A 19076-nucleotide genomic window follows, 5' to 3' on the forward strand; every position below is an offset into this window, starting at 1 on the left:
TATTTATTCAGAATATTCTAATTATTCCATACCATCTAATTTATCTTTGATAGTATTGTATTTTTCAAGATAAACGTCGTTTTCATTTCTTAATTTGAAATACAATTCTTTCAAAGTAATCATTGAATTCTTTTCTTCAGGTTGCATTTCCAATACTTTTTCGAAATATGGAATTACAGCTTCATATTGTGCATAAACAAGTTTAATTGCTTCATTATACTTTTTAGCATCCATTATTTCATTAGCAGTCTTATGATTGGTAATCGCTGAGTTCAGTTTTAGTAAACCAAGATTATACTGCGATGTAAAATCCGTAGGATCCATACTTAATGCTTTCTTATACATTTCTTCTGCCTTAGCAAATTCTTCTGTTTTTTCATACAAAGTACCTTTTGCACGGTAAAAAGAACTATTTGTTGGATCTAATGCAATTGCTTTATCTAAATAATCAGCTGCTTTTTGAGGCTCTCCACCTAACATGTAGTAGTTAATTAATTCAACTAACATCCATGAATCATTAGGAAACAATTCGAATCCTTTATGAAGATATTTAACTCCTTCTTCTTCATTTCCAGCGTCATTTAAAACTTTCGACAAGTTAGCGTAAGTTTTTGCGCCACCGTAATTGTACTCAATAGATTGCTTGTAGTATTTAGCCGCTTTCTCTAATTGATCCGCTTTTTGAGCAGTCATACCTGCATTAAAAATAACCGCAGTATCAATCGTAGCGTTTTCTTTAAACATATCCATTGCTTCAATTTCCAATACTCTTTCAAAAGCAGCTAAAGCACCAGAATAATCTCCTTCGTTGTACAAATTAACAGCTTCGTTAGTATAATTAGGAATCATGTTTGTCATTTGAGCTTTAATAGGCTTCTCCATTTTTCCTTTTTCATCTAACTCAAGAGCTTTCAAATAAGCATCATAAGCAACATCAAGTGGGTTTTTTACCAATTTTTTGTATGCAGGAAGGGGACTTTCAAAAATTCCTTGATATACCTTTCCTTTTACAAGATATGCCTTAGCATATGCCACACATTTTTCGTCCTGAATCCCTTCATCAATAGCTTCTTTAGCCTTATCTAACTTACCAGAAGTAAGATAATTCTGGGCGCCAGTCACTTTGCTTTTTTGTGCACTTACACTTGCAACACACATAAGCATAACTAGAATGAATGATAATTTTCTCATAATCAATGTTTAGTTTTTATAACAATCTGGAACAAAAATATATTTTTATTTTATACCTAAGTACAAGATCGCTTTCTTTATATTTAGTCTAAGTATCTATTATTTATACCTATTCTTCTGTTGTTTCCTCGATAATTAATTCTGATTCTTCATCCGAAGCATTAACTTTTGCAACAGCAGCTATTGCATCGTTCTTCTTACTCAAGTTAATCAAACGAACTCCTTGTGTGGCACGTCCCATAACTCTCAAATCAGAAACAGCCATTCTAATCGTAATTCCCGATTTATTAATAATCATTAAATCATGACTATCTGAAACATTCTTAATGGCAATTAAGTCTCCAGTTTTCTCGGTAATACTAATGGTCTTCACTCCTTTTCCGCCTCTATTGGTAATTCTGTAATCATCAATTTTCGAACGTTTTCCAAAACCATTTTCAGAAACAACAAGAATATCTTCTTCTTTATTCTCTACACATATCATGCCAACTACCTCGTCAGACTCGTCTTTCAGTGTGATTCCGCGTACTCCAGAAGCCGTTCTACCCATCGGACGAACCTGATCTTCTGCAAATCTAATCGCTTTTCCTGAACGTCCGGCAATTAAAATTTCATTGCTTCCATTCGTTAGTTTTGCTTCCAATAGTTGATCGCCTTCGCGAATAGTAATCGCATTTACTCCATTAACTCTAGGACGAGAATACGCTTCTAAAGAAGTCTTTTTAATAACACCTTTCTTAGTACAAAGAACAATATTGTTACTATTAATATATTCTGTTTCATTCAAATTAAGAACGTTGATATATGCCTTAACCTTATCATCTTGTTCTATATTTAATAGATTCTGGATTGCTCTACCTTTAGATTGTTTTGTTCCTTCAGGAATTTCGTACACTTTTAACCAAAAACATTTTCCTTTTTCAGTAAAGAATAGCATTGTATTATGCATAGTAGCCATAATCATATGCTCCAAGAAATCCTCTTCCCTGGTAATACTTCCTTTAGAACCTACTCCTCCTCTATTTTGTGTTTTAAATTCAGATAGAGGTGTACGTTTAATATATCCCATTCTTGAAATAGTAATTACCATTTCTTCATCGGCGTAAAAATCCTCAGGATTAAATTCTTCTGAAGCATATACAATATCTGTTCTTCTTTCGTCACCATACTTGGCTTTCACATCAACTAGTTCTTCTTTGATGATATCCATTCTTATAGATTCGTTGGCGAGAATAGAGTTCAGATAATCAATTAATTTCATCAACTCTTCAAACTCTGCATGTAGCTTATCTCTTTCAAGACCAGTCAGCTTTTGCAAACGCATATCCAAAATCGCTTTCGCTTGAAGTTCATCCAACTCAAAATTAGACATTAAGCCTTGCTTTGCCTCTTCAGGAGTTTTAGAGCCTCTTATTAAAGCAATTACTTGATCAATATGATCCAACGCGATAATAAGTCCTTTTAGGATATGTGCTTTTGCTTCAGCTTGTTTTAGTTCAAACTGAGTTCTTCGCACCACAACATCATGTCTGTGCTCCACAAAATACACAATCAAATCCTTAAGATTTAACATTTTTGGACGACCTTTCACCAACGCAATATTATTTACGCTGAACGAAGTCATCATTTGAGTGTATTTAAACAGTTTGTTTAAAACTACATTCGCAATTGCATCTCTTTTCAAATCGAAAACAATACGCATACCATTACGGTCCGACTCATCATTTACGTTTGAAATTCCATCAATTTTCTTATCGTTAATAAGATCAGCAGCTTTCATAATCAGCTCCGACTTATTAACCATATAAGGTATCTCGGTTACAATTATCTTCTCACGACCATTCTCTGTAGTTTCAATATTTGTTTTTGAACGAACAACTACACGACCTCTACCCGTCTCGAAAGCATCCCTAACACCCTGATAGCCATAAATTGTGCCACCGGTAGGAAAATCAGGAGCCTTTACAAGGCTAATTAAATCGTCCATCGAAATATCATTATTTTCAATGTAAGCAATAATAGCATCTACAACATCGGAAAGATTATGTGGAGCCATATTTGTAGCCATACCTACAGCAATACCTGAAGCTCCATTTACCAATAAATTAGGAATACGGGTTGGAAGCACCGATGGTTCTTTTAGCGACTCATCAAAATTGGGAGTCATATCCACAGTTTCCTTATCAAGATCTGCCAAAGTTTCTTCAGCAATTTTGTTCATTCTTGCCTCTGTATAACGCATTGCAGCAGGGCTATCACCATCAACAGAACCAAAGTTCCCCTGACCATCAATAAGAGGATAACGTAACGACCAATGCTGAGCCATACGAACCATTGTCATATATACAGAACTATCACCATGAGGGTGATACTTACCCAATACTTCTCCAACAATTCTAGCAGATTTCTTATAAGGTTTATTGGAAGTAATTCCTAATTCTCCCATTCCAAATAACACTCTTCGATGAACAGGTTTTAATCCATCCCTAACATCTGGTAAAGCTCTGGAAACGATAACCGACATTGAATAATCAATGTAGGCTGATTTCATTTCCTCTTCTATATTAATACGTATTATTCTCTCTCCCGTAGTCATTATATTTCTTTTAAAATTCTAAACATTTCTCGGAAATACAAAAGTAACAAAATATGTAGATTTAGCGTAACAAAGGAAGTGTTATTTATGCATGGATTAAGATAAATATTTTCCATTTTTAGCATTACAGCTTGATTATTAGTTTAATTCATTATTTAAACAGAATAGATCTGAAAAATTGATTGTCAATTTAGGCTGGTATCTAATTATTTTTCGTTATTTTAATGTTGCATTAAAAAAAACGGAAGATTTTTTCCGTGAGATTTATTATTGATTTTAAAAATTTAAAGACCTACTATATGGATTCAAAATTTTCACCTCGTATAAAAGATGTACTTTCTTATAGCAAAGAGGAAGCCGAAAGACTTGGAAATAATGCTATTGGAACGGAACATTTGTTTTTAGGGATCCTTCGTGAAGGTGAAGGGATAGCCGTCGATATCCTAATATCCTTAGGAGTGGACCTTTATGACATTCGAAAAAACATAGAGAAAAACTTAAAATCAGACGCAATATCTGATTTAGATCAAAACAATATTCCGCTACAAAGAGCTGCAGAACGTGTTCTTAAACTAATTTATCTGGAGGCTAAGGCATTAAAGAACAATACAATAGACACTAGCCATCTTCTATTAGCTATCTTAAAAGATGAAAAAAGTTTAGTGACCCAAGTGTTGGAAGATAAGTCAATAGATTACAATAAGGTAAAGGAGAATCTTAAAACACTTTTCCCTAGAGCTCAGGCTGACTATACTCCCGAAGATAGTGAAGGAAAAGGAGGTTCGTTTGGTGGAGAATCTAAAAGAAGCACAAGTAGAGGCAAATCGGAAACTCCTGTGTTAGATAACTTTGGTATTGACATCACAAAATCAGCAGAAGAAGGCACGTTAGACCCGATTGTTGGTAGAGAAAAAGAAATTGAAAGACTTGCACAAATTTTAAGTCGAAGAAAAAAGAATAATCCTATTTTAATTGGGGAACCTGGAGTAGGTAAATCGGCAATAGCTGAAGGTTTAGCATTACGAATTATTCAAAAAAAGGTGTCGCGAGTTTTATTTGGGAAAAGGGTTGTTTCTCTTGATTTAGCATCAATTGTTGCCGGAACAAAATACCGTGGACAATTTGAAGAAAGAATGAAAGCAATTTTAAATGAGCTCTCTAAAACAACTGATATTATTCTTTTTATTGACGAAATTCACACGATTGTTGGAGCTGGTGGTGCAACGGGATCACTCGACGCGGCAAATATGCTTAAGCCTGCCTTAGCTAGAGGTGAAATTCAATGTATTGGCGCAACTACACTTGATGAGTATCGTCAAAATATTGAAAAAGACGGTGCGCTTGAAAGGCGTTTTCAGAAAGTTATGGTGGAACCAACTTCTCCGGAAGAAACAGTAGAAATTCTTAATAATATCAAAGAAAGATACGAAGATCATCACAATGTTTTCTATACAAAAGAAGCAATTGAGGCATGTGTAAAACTAACCTCTAGATACATCAGTGACAGACACCTACCAGACAAAGCAATTGACGCTCTTGATGAATCAGGCTCTCGTGTTCATATATCAAATATCCATGTTCCGGTAATTATCGAAGAACTCGAGAAAAAAATTGAAGAAACTCGTCAAAATAAAATAAAAGCGGTAAAAGCTCAAAAATTTGAATTAGCAGCAAGTTTTAGAGATAAAGAAAAGAGCTATTCGGAAGATTTAGAACGGGAAAAAGACAAATGGGAACAGGAACTTAGTCAGAAAAGAGAAAAAGTCTCTGAAGATGATATTGCTGAAGTTGTTGCAATGATGACTGGTGTTCCTGTAAAACGAATTGCACAAGCCGAAGGCTCCAGACTTATAAAAATGGACAAAGAGCTTCAAGGTAAAGTTATTGGACAAGAAGATGCTATTGGGAAGGTAGTGAAAGCTATTCAACGAAATAGAGCCGGTTTAAAAGATCCTAACAAGCCTATTGGAACATTTATCTTCCTTGGTCCTACGGGAGTTGGAAAAACGCAATTAGCAAAAGTCTTATCCAAATATCTTTTTGATAGTAATGATTCCTTGATTCGAATTGATATGAGTGAATACATGGAGAAATTTGCGGTATCTAGATTAGTTGGCGCCCCTCCAGGATATGTTGGTTATGAAGAAGGTGGTCAGTTAACTGAAAAAGTTAGACGTAAGCCATACTCTGTTGTTCTTTTGGATGAAATTGAAAAAGCACATCCGGATGTATTCAATATTTTACTACAAGTACTTGATGATGGTCAGTTAACAGATAGCTTAGGTCGCAAGGTTGACTTTAAGAATAGTATCATCATAATGACTTCGAATATAGGAAGTAGAGAATTAAAAGATTTTGGGAAAGGTATTGGTTTCCAAACAGGTGGAGCTGATTCGAATGACTACACCAATAGTATCATTCAAAAAGCACTAAAAAAAGCATTTGCACCTGAATTTTTAAATCGAATTGATGATTTAATCATGTTTAACTCACTAACACAAAAGGATATCCATAAAATTATCGACATTGAATTGGATGGATTGTATAAGAGAGTTAATGACTTGGGATACAACATTAAGATATCAGTTGCTGCAAAAGATTTTATTGCTGAAAAGGGTTATGATGTTCAGTTTGGAGCTCGTCCACTAAAACGTGCCATTCAAAAATATTTAGAAGATGAAATGGCTGAGGTAATTATTAGAGCAAGCATCTCAGAAGGCGATACAATTTCAGTTGGATTTGATAAAGCCAAACAAAAAGTAACAACTAAAATTCTGAAGCAACATAAAGAAGTTGAATAAATTAAAGCCGGAATAATTTCCGGCTTTTTTCATCTATCCATACTGTTTTTATTTAGAGTAATTCAAAACAATTATTATCTTTGATTTAAACGAGAAATAAAATATCATTATGAACAAAAACAATAAAAAAGTTACATTTGCAGGAAACCCAATGACTCTTCTTGGAAATGAAGTGAAAACAGAAACAACTGCACTTAATTTTACAGCTTTAAACCAAGGCCTCGCTCCTGTGCAATTGTCTGATTTTGATGGAAAAGTAAAAATTCTATCAATTTTCCCTTCTATCGATACAAGTGTTTGCTCAGCTCAAACCCACCGTTTCAATAAAGAAGCATCTTCTCTTGATAAGAACATACAAATCATTACATTATCAAATGATTTACCATTTGCATTAGGTCGTTTTTGTGGTGCTGAAGGCATTACAAATCTAGTAACCTTATCGGATCATAAAGAACTTGACTTTGGATTAAAATATGGTTTTGTTGTTGAAGAATTACGTCTTTTGGCACGTGGTATTGTTGTTATCGATAAGAATAACAAGGTGAAACACGTAGAGTACGTATCGGAAATGACTGAAGAACCTAACTATGAAGTAGCTCTAAAAGTTGCTAAATCATTGGTTTAATATTTGCAATAATTAATTACAAAGCTCCTTTATGGAGCTTTTTTTATAGAAAAACTATGTACTTATTTTTCGACACCGAAACAACAGGCTTGCCAAAGCGATGGAACGCTCCCGTTACCGATCTAGCTAATTGGCCAAGACTGGTTCAATTAGCTTGGTTACTTTACGACAGTCGGGATAATAAAATAAAAAGCGCCAACAGAATTATCATTCCTGAAGGTTTTACCATTCCTGCTGAAGCATCTAAAGTACACGGCATTTCGACTCAAAAAGCTATTAACGAAGGAATTGCCTTATCGGAAGTGTTAGACGAGTTTTCGGAAGTACTAAACGAAGCAGATTTTTTAATAGCGCACAACATTAGCTTTGATGAAGTAATTATGGGTGCTGAATTTCTGAGGAAAGACATCAAAAGCAGACTGATAAACATTCCCAAAATCTGCACGATGAAAACTACCACTAATATATGCAAGTTACCAGGCAGAAATGGCTACAAATGGCCAAATTTAACTGAACTTCATCAATTTCTATTTAAAAAAGGTTTTGATGGTGCCCATGATGCACTTGCCGATGTAAAAGCTTGTGCAGATTGTTTCTTTGAATTAAAGAAAACTGGAATGTATCAAGTACAAGGGAGTTTATTTTAAAAAGAAAGGCAGATTTTACAATCTGCCTTTCTTTCTTTTAAATTACTTCTCCAAATAAGTCGTAATCTTCAAAATCATTAATTTTAACCATATAAAATTCACCTATTTTTAGTCTTGCTCCAGAAACTGGAATTAACACCTCAGGATCAACCTCATAGGAATCGAATTCTGTTCTTCCGTAATAAAAATCAGCATCTTTTCGATCAATGACTACTTTTAATTCCTGCCCTACTCTTTTCTCATTCACAGAGCGAGAAATTTCTTGCTGTAAAGCCATAATATCGTCTTTTCTACTTTCTTTTACCTCCAAAGGAATATTGTCGTCGTAATTAATTGCAGCATAAGTATCTTCTTCGTTTGAATAAGGAAAAACGCCTAATCGCTCAAACTTCATTTCTGCAACAAAGGACATTAAATCCTTCATATCCGCTTCGGTTTCTCCTGGATGACCAACTAACATTGTAGTTCTAAGGGTAATTCCTGGAACCTCTTCTCTAATTTTAGTAATTAATTCAACCGTTTTCTCTCGATTAATACCTCGACGCATTAGGTTTAATACATTATCACTAGAATGTTGCAATGCGATATCAAGGTAACGACAAACCTTAGGATTTTCGCGCATCAATTTAAGAATTCCAAAAGGAAACTGAGTAGGATATGCATAATGTAACTTAATCCACTCTAAACCATCAATTTCCGAAAGAGATTGTACCAATTCTGCAAGTTTAGATTCGTTGTATAAATCAAATCCGTAATAAGATAAATCTTGAGCAATTACTAACAATTCTTTCACCCCATCCTTAACCAAATTTTTGGCCTCGTCGATAATGTCCTCCATTGGTCGGGAAATATGCTTTCCTGTTATAATCGGAATGGCACAATAAGAGCAAGATCGGTTACAACCTTCTGAAATTTTAAGATATGCAAAATGCTTAGGTGTAGTAATCATTCTAAAATTCTTAAAATCAGGCTTGTAATCCTTATGTAGTTCTTTTACAATAGATTGCCATTCAAACTTTCCAAAAAAGTGATCTACTTCAGGAATCTCTTTCTCTAGGTCATCGCGATAACGTTCCGCCAAACAACCCATCACAAATAACTTATCAATTTTACCTGCTTTTTTTGCTTCTACATACTGTAGAATCATATCTATGGATTCTTCTTTAGCATCACCAATAAATCCACAGGTATTAATAATGATAGTTCTTGCCTTGCTTTTTTCTTCGTCGCAAGTAACATGAAATTGATTAGCATCCAGTTGTTTCATCAACAATTCAGTATCTACTAAATTCTTCGAACACCCCAAGCTAATAATATTTATTTTTGTCTGACTCATATATAGATTTTCTTTTATCGACTTAATTTTTGGCAAAAATAAGAGAAAAAACTCTTTTTTCCATTTGAATAGGAATTATTAACAAGTTAAAAATAAGAAAGGCTGTCTCAGTGACAGCCTCTACAAATATTATCAATAGATTCATCTAATTGAATAATGAATCAACAAATTCTGTTCGATTAAAGACTTGTAGGTCTTCCATTCCTTCTCCAATGCCAATATATTTCACAGGCACTTTAAATTGGTCAGAAACTCCTATAACAACTCCTCCTTTTGCCGTGCCATCTAATTTTGTAATTGCCAATGCATTTACCTCGGTAGCTAAAGTAAATTGTTTTGCTTGCTCAAATGCGTTTTGTCCGGTGGAACCATCCAATACCAATAAAATTTCATGCGGAGCTCCTGGAACAACGCGATCCATAACCCGCTTAATTTTACTTAACTCGTTCATTAAGTTAATTTTATTGTGCAATCGACCCGCAGTATCAATAATTACAACATCAGAGCCATTTGCTTTTGCTTGCGTAAGTGTTTCAAAAGCTACAGATGCAGGGTCTGCACCCATCCCCTGATCAACAATAGGAACACCAACCCTCTCCGACCAAATTATCAACTGATCGACAGCGGCAGCACGAAAAGTATCTGCGGCACCAAGGGTTACTTTTTTTCCTGCTTTTTTAAATTGATAAGCTAATTTGCCAATAGTAGTAGTTTTACCTACACCATTAACGCCTACAACCATTATAACATAAGGATAATCTGATTTAGGTATAGAAAATGCTTCGTAATCGCCCTTATTACTCTCCTTCAACAATCCCGCAATTTCCTCTTTCAGAATACGATTTAATTCAGATGCTCCAAGAAACTTATCATCTGCTACACGTTTTTGGATACGATCAATGATTTTTAGCGTTGTATCTACTCCAACATCCGAAGAAATCAAAACTTCTTCGAGCTCATCAAGCACGTCATCATCAACAGTAGATTTACCGACAACAACTCGAGTTAACTTCTTAAAAACACTATCCTTAGTCTTAGCAAGTCCTTTATTAAGATTTTCTTTTTTTGATTTCGAAAAACTACCAAATAATCCCATTTGTAATTAAATTTTAGCCTGCTAAAGTACAAAAAAATGAGCTCACAAGCAATTAACAATAAACGTAAAGAGCTAAAGATTTAAAGTTAGATAGTAAATATATAAAAAAAGCTTCCTAATTTTATTAGGAAGCTTTAATTTAATACTATATGAAAATTTTTACTTTTTAGCAAAAAAATCCTTAACGCCTTCGTTTGGTACGATTTCTTCTTTAAAAGAATATGCACCAGATTTAGGAGATTTCACCATTTTAATTACTTTAGCGAAACCACGGCCTTCACCTTTTTGTAGGGATGCTACTACTTTCTTAGCCATATCTCAATTATTTAATTTCTCTGTGAACAGTTACTTTCTTCAAAATTGCATTATACTTTTTCATCTCCATACGATCTGGAGTGTTTTTCTTATTCTTAGTAGTAATGTATCTTGAAGTTCCAGGTATACCGCTTTCTTTATGCTCGGTACACTCAAGAATTACTTGCACTCTATTACCTTTTTTAGCCATTTTCTATGCCTTTTTAGTATTTTTTAATAAATCCTTTTTCTTGAGCTTTTGTAAGTGCACCTTTAACTCCTAATTTGTTAATTAGTCGTACTCCTGCAGCAGAAATTCTTAGCTCAATCCAGCGATCCTCTTCAGGAAGATAGAACTTCTTATCGAAAAGATTTGGATAGAATCTTCTCTTAGTTCTTCTTTTTGAGTGAGAAACATTGTTCCCAACCATTACGCTCTTTCCAGTAATTTGACAAACTCTTGACATAGTCCAGATTATTTTTTTCCTTAAACGCTTTTCAAACAGGTCGCAAAATACGTAATAATTTTCTTGAAAATCAAATTATTTCACAACTTTTTACAGATATATTTTAAGCCGGACCAAATTGCTCCGTGCTTTACAAACACAATACTAGTCTAATTTATAATGGTTAACTTTTAACAAACAATAAATTTACCTTTTCAGTAAAAAAATAAAATCGTAATTAGACTCGACAACAAAAATAAAAAAATCCCTCTATAAACTAGAGGGATTTTCAATAAAAATTTCAAATAATTTTAGTCTTCATTTAGTGATTTAAATCCTTCTCCTAAAATTTCGTTTGCTTCGGTAACATTCACAAAAGCAAAAGGATCTACCTCTCTAATATACAATTTAAGAATCTCTAATTCTCTTCTACTCATTACTGAATATACCATTTTTTTCTCGTCGCCGGAATAAACTCCTTTTCCAGTAAAAATGGTAGCACCACGTTTCAAATCGTCTTTAATTTTTGAAGAAATTAACTCAAATTGGTCAGAAACAATCATCACTGTTTTGTGATAGTTTGCTCCACTAACAACCATATCAATAATTTTTCCTTCGATATAAATAATGATTAATGAATAAATAGCAAACTCCCAGCCAATAGTTCCTGTTTCTGTTGGTTGAACCAATGTAAATAATACAATTATGCCATCAACAATCATTACTAATTTCCCCAATGAAAGTTTTGTGTATTTGGCTAAAATCATTGCAATAATATCAGAACCTCCTGAAGTTGCTCGTGATTTAAAAATAAAACCTATTGAGATTCCGTAAAATACACCAGCCACAATTGTATTCAACATCGGATCAGCAATTACTTTCGCGTAATCGGGAGAAACGTAGGTTTCCATTAACCATACGGTAGATAAAATAATGAAGATACTCACAATTGTTTTAATTCCGAATCGAGGACCTAAAATTATTGTACCTAGAATTACCAAGGGAATTTCCATAGCGAAAGTACAATAACTAATTTTCCAACTAAACAGTGTATTTAGAACAGTAGCAATACCATAAACCCCACCAGGAGCAAGTTTGTATGGGACAACAAATAAAATATCGGAAACTGCAAAAATAATACTACCTAAAATAAGGTATGAATAAGCGCTAATCCATTCATTTGACAAGAACTTTTCTTTAGTAATAAAAGCCATTTTTTAATTGTTAGTTTAAGTGTTTAAAATTCGCCGACAAAAATAGGCGCAACCCTCATAATAACAAGTAATTTTGTCAAAATTTACAAGTGCACAAAGTACTATAGACTAGATGGGTAGGTGAATTAAATATGTTTTTTTAAACATATTCATCGAAAACAACCAAAAAAAGACGTCAATTTTTCACTTATGAAAATACTTGCGTCTTCATTTACACTGATTGATATGGAAATAAATCTTATTTGTATCTTACACAAAAACCTTACTTATGTTTAAAATTTACTAATTCGGCAAAAAAAAGAGCTATTCTTTAAAGAACAGCTCCCAATTAGTATTTTATTTATTTCAGACCGCTTCTCTTTAAAAGAGGTTCGATAGAAGGTTCTTTTCCTCTAAATTTCAGATAAAGACTCATTGGATGATCACTTCCTCCCTTCTCAAGAATATTTTTGCGGAACGAATTTGCAATTTCTTGATTAAAAATCCCAGCACTTTTGAAAGCATCAAAAGCATCAGCATCTAACACTTCGGCCCATTTGTATCCATAATAACCCGCACCATATCCTCCTGCAAAAATATGCGAAAAGGAAGTACTCATACAACTTGTTTCAACACGGTCGAACAATTCCGTTGGCGACATTGCCTTCTCTTCAAAAACAGAAACTTCGTCTGTTACAGGTTCTGTTACGCTATGCCAAGCCATATCGTTAATACCAAAGCTAATTTGACGTACGAAAGAATAACCACTTAGGAAATTTTCACTATCAATAATTTTTTGCACAATTTCGGCAGGTATCTTTTCTCCTGTTTTGTAATGTGCTGCAACTTCATCCAACCACTCTTTTTGTGTTGCAAAATTTTCCATAAACTGAGATGGTAATTCAACAAAATCGCGATACACACTAGTACCAGATAGGCTACTGTAGCTGCACTTTGATAACATTCCGTGCAAGGCATGGCCAAACTCATGTAAAAAGGTAGTTACCTCATTAAAAGTAAGTAATGAAGGTTTTGTTTCACTTGGTCGTGTAAAATTGCAAACAATGGAAATATGCGGACGATGATCCACACCATTTTTACGATATTGATCCACAAACGAAGTCATCCATGCGCCTCCTTGTTTTGAATTACGAGGATGAAAGTCGGTATATAGTAAGGAAAGAAACTCTCCTTTTTCATCCAAAACCTCGTACACTTCCACTTCTTTGTGATATTTGGAAAGTGCATTGTTTATTTTGAACTCGATTCCATAAAGGCGTGTAGCTAATGAAAAAACACCTTTTTTCACTCGCTCCAACTCAAAGTAGGGACGAGTAATTTCATCATTCACATCGAATTTTTCTGTTTTTAATTTTTCAGCGTAATAAGCCCAATCCCAGCGCTCTAGTTTAAAAGATGCCCCTAATTTTTTTGCGTAAGCCTGCAGTTCTTGAAACTCTTCTTTTGCTTTTGGCATGGAAGCGTTTAATAATTCATTCAAAAAATCGATCACTTTACTTGATTTTTCGGCCATTCTTTCTTCCAAAACAAAATCAGCATATGATTTATAACCAAATAGTTGTACTTTCTTTAAACGTAATTCAACGATACGTTTTAGAATCTTTTGATTATCGAATTTATCGTTAAAACAACGTGAAGAGTATACTTTAAACATTTTCTCTCGCAGTTCGCGAACATCCGAATATTGCATAAAAGGAACATAACTAGGAAATTGTAAGGTAAATACCCATCCTTCTTTGCCTTTTTCTTTTGCAACCATACTCGCGGCCTCAATAATTCCATCAGGAAGACCCGATAATTCTTTTTTATCAGTAATATAAAGTTCAAAACTGTTAGTTGCAGCCAGTACATTTTCGCCAAACTGCAAGGTTAATTTCGAAAGTTCTTTAGATATCTCCCGAATCTGATCCTTTTTTACCTTCTCTAGGTTTGCACCTGACCTAACAAATGATTTGTATCGATCGGTCAGCAATTTCTCCTGTTCAATAGTGAGTTTTAATTCGTTTTTTTGATGATAAACTACTTTTACTCGAGAAAAAAGTTTCTCATTCATAATAATATCATTGGAAAACTCTGTTAACATTGGCGAAACTTCTCTAGCCAACGCCTGCATCTCATCATTTGTGTTAGCATGATTTAGATTAAAGAAAATGGATGCAACCCGATCTAATTTATGGCCGGAGTATTCTAAAGCCTCAATTGTATTTTTAAAATTAGGTTTGTCAGAGCTTTCAGCTATCTCATTTATTTCCTTTCGAGCCATCTCGATACTTTTTGTAAAAGCAGGTAGAAAGTGATTCAATTCAATTAGTTCGAAAGGAGCCGACTCGTATGGTGTTGTAAATTCCTTTAATAATGGATTTGTATGTACAGTCATAATTATTTTTTTTTAATCAAAAACAAAGATATAAAATTGAAAAGGCAATCAATCCTGAAAAAAAACTAATTATTTGGAAAATTTCTTAATAATACTTCTCTACCATTTAAAAAGTCACATTACTATCGCTTTATCAATTAATTAACTACTTGCAATTTAGTTTGACAGCTAATTTAAATGCTTTACGCAAACCTTTCCATTATAAATACAACTAGCAACATATCAACACATAAGGAATCAGCTTACAGAATAATTGCTATATTTGAAAATACAAAAGGGGGATTTGTAATTATCAAGCACTAGTAAAATGAGAGGCATGAAATTTTCTATCCAAAAGAAAGTACAAATTGAAGCAAAGGGCTCACGCCTTACTACTCTATTGTGTTCTACATTCTTTTATCTCTTCCCCTTTCATCCCTTTGGGTACTTCTTGAATAGCATCCTGAAATAGACATTTCTTTTGCCTTTCTGGATTCACAGAACTGGCAACTATACATAAACACGCATCCAATTGTAAGCAGAGAACTTCTATTCTCTCGCTTGAAATTGTTATATCCATATATTAAGATCCTAGCTAACAAGAAGTAACTTATAGGTTTATCTTCTATAGTAAGTTTGGAAATGTTTATATGACAAAATATAAAAAAAACATGAAACGAATTTGCATTAAAATTGGCTCCAATGTTCTAACGAAAGAAAATGGAGAATTAAATACATCCCGAATAAAAAATTTAGTCTATCAAATATCTTCTTTACGAAATATGGGAATGCAATGTATTCTTGTTTCGTCGGGAGCTGTTGCTGCCGGAAGAAGTAAGATAAAACTTCCAGAGAAAACTGATACTGTTTCGGCCAGACAGATATGGTCTTCGGTTGGGCAGGTAGAATTACTAAATGTTTATTCTTCCTTTCTAAAAGATTTTGAAATAGAATGCGCCCAAGTACTGGTAACCAAACAAGATTTTAGAACACGAGAACACTACTTAAACATGAAAAATTGTTTAAATTCTCTACTTAATAATGGAATCTTACCAATTATTAATGAAAATGATGCGGTATCGGTTACAGCTTTAATGTTTACGGATAATGATGAACTATCTGGATTAATTGCCTCGATGATGGATGTAGAAGCCCTTTACCTTCTAAGTAATATCAATGGTATTTACACAGGAAATCCGAACGACATAAATTCCGCACTTTTAGAAACGGTAAATGGGGATCTTAATCGATTAAAACAATATATAAGTACTCAAAAATCTAATTTTGGACGAGGTGGTATGCTAACCAAGTGCAGTATTGCTGGAAGAGTTGCTAAATCAGGAATACCAGTGCATATTGCTAATGGTAGGATTGATAATATTGTACTAGAGCTCGTTAAATCACCAGAAAGTGTTTATCACACTAGTTTTACACCTAGTAAAAAGGCATCGACAGTAAAACAGTGGTTAGCAGGATCGGATGGCTTTGAGAAAGCCAAATTAACCATTAACGAAGGCGCCGAAGAAGCTCTCTGCTCCCACAAAGCAACAAGCTTGCTTCCTATTGGTGTTATAAATATAAGTGGAGATTTTGAAAAAGGTGATATCATTAAAATAGTTGGTTCATCGGGAAAGGTAATTGGACTAGGAAAAACACAATACAATAAAATTAAAGCCGAAAGTTATATTGGAAAAACAGGAGCGAAACCTCTAGTTCATTACGATTATCTTTTTCTTTATTAATGAAATGTTTCGAATTGAACTAATGAGATCCATTTTAAAAATATACTATAACTTTTAATTGAATAAAAAACACGCAAAATATGATCTGTACAGAACAATTACATAAAGTTAAAGAAGCCTCTAGAAGCATGTATCTACTTAGTTCGGAGGCAATAAACAATCTACTGAAAGACCTAGCTAAATCGCTTCGTGACAATACGGAACAAATTTTAAATGCTAATCTGCAAGATTTGAAGCAAATGTCCGAACAGGATCCAAAATACGATCGATTGCTATTAAATAACGAAAGAATTAAAGGAATAGCAGATGACATTGAAAATACCATTCAACTTGCCTCCCCTTTAGGAAAGGTTCTTTCTGAGAAAAAACTTGAAAATGGTTTACTCATTAAAAAAGTTAGTGTTCCACTCGGAACTATTGGAGTTATTTATGAGGCACGTCCTAATGTTACAATAGATGTATTTGTTCTCTGCTTTAAATCGGGGAATGCCTGCGTTTTAAAAGGAGGCAGCGATGCTGAAAATTCAAATAAAGCATTGGTAGCATTAATTAAAAAAACACTTATAGATCATCAGTTGAATCCAGAAATCATTCAATTACTTCCTGTTGCCAGAGAAGCAGCTACAGAATTAATGAATGCAATTGGCTTTGTAGATGTTTTGATTCCTAGAGGATCTCAGAATCTGATTAACTCTGTAAGACAAAATTCAAAAGTTCCAGTAATTGAAACCGGAGCAGGAATTGTTCATACCTATTTCGATAAAGATGGCGATCTGGAAAAAGGGAAACAAATTGTTTTTAACGCCAAAACCCGTCGCGTTAGTGTTTGTAATGCTTTAGATTGTCTTTTAATACATAAAAGTCGTCTCGCAGATTTATCAGCTCTTGTTTGTCAACTGCAAGAAAAGGAAGTTGAACTATTTGCCGACCAGGAAGCTTTCAGCGCTATCGAAAATACATATCCAAAAAACCTGCTTAAAAAAGCAAATGATAAATCATTTGGAACTGAGTTTTTAAGTCATAAAATGTCGATTAAAACAGTAAGCAATTTTCAGGAGGCGATAGATCATATTTATGAGTATAGTTCGAAGCATAGCGAAGCAATTATTAGCGAGAATACTACTGCCATAAGTGACTTTTACTCAGTGGTAGATGCTGCCGCTATTTACTCCAATACTTCAACTGCATTTACCGATGGTGCACAATTTGGATTAGGAGCCGAAATTGGAATAAGTACTCAGAAATTACACGCTCGTGGACCTATGGCACTAGAAGAATTATGCTCTTATAAATGGTTAATTACCGGAGAAGGACAAATTCGACCATAAGTTGCTTCCATTTTCTGTTTCTCTAAAAAGAAATCCTATATTTAGTTTGTTTTCCATCAAGTCAAAACATTTTTCATGAAAAAAGAATATACCGCCTTCTGGTTTCGAAGAGATTTACGCTTAACCGATAATTATGGACTTTTCCAGGCTATAAAAGCTAAAAAACCAGTAATCTGCTTCTTTATTTTTGATGTTGAAATCTTAAATCAATTAGAATTCAATAATGACGCAAGAGTTAATTTTATACACGAACAACTAATTAACATCAATAAAAAGCTAAAAAGTATTGGTAGTAGTTTAATCGTAAAATATGGAAATAGTACAAATATCGTGGAAAAACTGCTAAAAGACCATAATATTACGAATATCTATACAAACACAGATTACGAACCATTCGCAGTTAAAAGAGATCAAGAAATACAGAAAATACTTAGGCAGAAAAACGCTGAACTTAAAAGCTTTAAGGATCATGTAATTTTCGAAAAAAACGAAATTGTTAAAAAAGATGGTTTGCCATACAGTATTTATACGCCTTATATGAAAAAGTGGCGTGAACTCTATTTGGCACAGTCCATTTCTGAATATGCAATTGATTTAAAATCAGAAAACTTTGCTCAACTCCCCTATTCTGAAATTCCTTCCTTAGAAAGTATCGGATTCAAAAAAAGTTCTATTTCTGTGCCCAACTACGATTTATCAAAAACCACTTTATTATACTATAATGATAGAAGGAATTACCCTTCAATGCAAGCAACTTCTCTTATCGGACCTCACCTACGATTTGGTACTCTTAGTATTCGACAAGCAGTAAAAAAGGCCCTAAAAGGTCATCCTCAATTTTTAAATGAATTGATTTGGCGAGATTTTTTTAGTCAGATTCTTTGGAGTTTTCCGCATGTAGAACATCAAAGTTTTCGAATAAAATACGATGAAATTAAGTGGCGAAATAATGAAAATGAATTTAAACTTTGGTGCGAAGGAAAAACCGGCTACCCTATAGTTGATGCAGGAATGCGGGAATTAAAACAGACTGGGAATATGCACAACCGAATTCGGATGGTTGTGGCTAGTTTTTTATGCAAACATCTACTTATTGATTGGCGTTGGGGCGAAGTCTGGTTTGCCAATCATTTACTAGATTACGATATGGCTTCGAACAATGGTAATTGGCAATGGGCTGCCGGCTGTGGATGCGATGCCGCACCCTACTTTCGAATCTTTAATCCATATGAACAACAAAAAAAGTTTGATTCAAAGATGGAATACATTCAGAAATGGGTTCCCGAATTAAACACGGAAGATTACCCTACTCCTATGGTTGATCATAAATTTGCCCGAGAAAGAGCTCTTTCCACCTATAAATTGGCCTTACAATAATACAATGTACTTTATCGTGATTGATAA

General features: G+C 33.9%; 15 protein-coding genes. 6 read left to right on the top strand and 9 right to left on the bottom strand.

Annotation, left to right across the window (positions count from 1 at the left end; translation table 11 throughout):
* Positions 1-21 precede the first annotated feature (21 nt).
* Both BZG02_RS18655 and gyrA read right to left on the bottom strand, forming a co-directional pair.
* The gene (locus tag BZG02_RS18655) at positions 22-1191 is read right to left on the bottom strand and encodes a tetratricopeptide repeat protein (RefSeq protein ID WP_101263268.1); all 1170 of its coding nucleotides are present in this window, start codon (positions 1189-1191) and stop codon (positions 22-24) included.
* Positions 1192-1300: 109 nt separating this feature from the next.
* Positions 1301-3787 carry a DNA gyrase subunit A gene (gene gyrA / locus BZG02_RS18660; protein ID WP_101263269.1) on the bottom strand — a complete coding sequence of 829 codons (2487 nt, stop codon included), beginning with the start codon at positions 3785-3787 and terminating at the stop codon, positions 1301-1303.
* A 299-nt stretch (positions 3788-4086) separates the two neighbouring features.
* Between gyrA and BZG02_RS18665 the strand changes: the two genes are divergently transcribed.
* The 3 genes from BZG02_RS18665 (at position 4087) to BZG02_RS18675 (ending at position 7860) form a co-directional block, all read left to right on the top strand.
* Positions 4087-6588: an ATP-dependent Clp protease ATP-binding subunit gene (locus BZG02_RS18665; RefSeq protein ID WP_101263270.1), complete on the top strand. Its 2502-nt coding sequence runs from the start codon at positions 4087-4089 to the stop codon at positions 6586-6588.
* 109 nt (positions 6589-6697) lie between these two features.
* Positions 6698-7213, top strand: a complete 516-nt coding sequence (tpx, locus tag BZG02_RS18670) for a thiol peroxidase (protein ID WP_101263271.1) — start codon at positions 6698-6700, stop codon at positions 7211-7213.
* A gap of 56 nt (positions 7214-7269) precedes the next feature.
* Positions 7270-7860, top strand: coding sequence for a 3'-5' exonuclease (locus BZG02_RS18675; RefSeq protein ID WP_101263272.1), 591 nt, complete (start codon positions 7270-7272; stop codon positions 7858-7860).
* 37 nt (positions 7861-7897) lie between these two features.
* On the opposite strand, the gene rimO is transcribed toward BZG02_RS18675, so the two are convergent.
* From rimO to BZG02_RS18710, 7 genes are all read right to left on the bottom strand, one after another.
* Entirely contained in the window at positions 7898-9196 is a 1299-nt protein-coding gene (gene rimO, locus BZG02_RS18680; RefSeq protein ID WP_101263273.1) for a 30S ribosomal protein S12 methylthiotransferase RimO, read from the bottom strand.
* 145 nt (positions 9197-9341) lie between these two features.
* Positions 9342-10292: a signal recognition particle-docking protein FtsY gene (gene ftsY / locus BZG02_RS18685; RefSeq protein WP_101263274.1), complete on the bottom strand. Its 951-nt coding sequence runs from the start codon at positions 10290-10292 to the stop codon at positions 9342-9344.
* Positions 10293-10451: 159 nt separating this feature from the next.
* On the bottom strand, positions 10452-10607 hold the full coding sequence (locus tag BZG02_RS18690) for a DUF4295 domain-containing protein (RefSeq protein WP_101263275.1): 156 nt from the start codon (positions 10605-10607) through the stop codon (positions 10452-10454).
* 7 nt (positions 10608-10614) lie between these two features.
* Entirely contained in the window at positions 10615-10797 is a 183-nt protein-coding gene (rpmG, locus tag BZG02_RS18695; RefSeq protein WP_101263276.1) for a 50S ribosomal protein L33, read from the bottom strand.
* A 13-nt stretch (positions 10798-10810) separates the two neighbouring features.
* On the bottom strand, positions 10811-11053 hold the full coding sequence (gene rpmB / locus BZG02_RS18700; protein ID WP_096432400.1) for a 50S ribosomal protein L28: 243 nt from the start codon (positions 11051-11053) through the stop codon (positions 10811-10813).
* Positions 11054-11343: 290 nt separating this feature from the next.
* Positions 11344-12246 (bottom strand): YitT family protein, encoded by a 903-nt coding sequence (locus BZG02_RS18705; RefSeq protein ID WP_101263277.1) that lies wholly within the window; start codon positions 12244-12246, stop codon positions 11344-11346.
* A 340-nt stretch (positions 12247-12586) separates the two neighbouring features.
* On the bottom strand, positions 12587-14623 hold the full coding sequence (locus BZG02_RS18710) for a M3 family metallopeptidase (protein ID WP_101263278.1): 2037 nt from the start codon (positions 14621-14623) through the stop codon (positions 12587-12589).
* Positions 14624-15273: 650 nt separating this feature from the next.
* Between BZG02_RS18710 and proB the strand changes: the two genes are divergently transcribed.
* From proB to BZG02_RS18730, 3 genes are all read left to right on the top strand, one after another.
* Positions 15274-16344 carry a glutamate 5-kinase gene (proB, locus tag BZG02_RS18720; RefSeq protein WP_101263298.1) on the top strand — a complete coding sequence of 357 codons (1071 nt, stop codon included), beginning with the start codon at positions 15274-15276 and terminating at the stop codon, positions 16342-16344.
* An 80-nt stretch (positions 16345-16424) separates the two neighbouring features.
* Complete coding sequence (locus BZG02_RS18725) at positions 16425-17672, top strand: glutamate-5-semialdehyde dehydrogenase (RefSeq protein WP_101263280.1); 1248 nt, start codon at positions 16425-16427, stop codon at positions 17670-17672.
* 75 nt (positions 17673-17747) lie between these two features.
* Positions 17748-19049, top strand: a complete 1302-nt coding sequence (locus BZG02_RS18730) for a cryptochrome/photolyase family protein (RefSeq protein WP_101263281.1) — start codon at positions 17748-17750, stop codon at positions 19047-19049.
* Positions 19050-19076 lie beyond the last annotated feature (27 nt).

The sequence above is a fragment of the Labilibaculum filiforme genome (assembly GCF_002843315.1).
Lineage (GTDB): Bacteria > Bacteroidota > Bacteroidia > Bacteroidales > Marinifilaceae > Labilibaculum > Labilibaculum filiforme.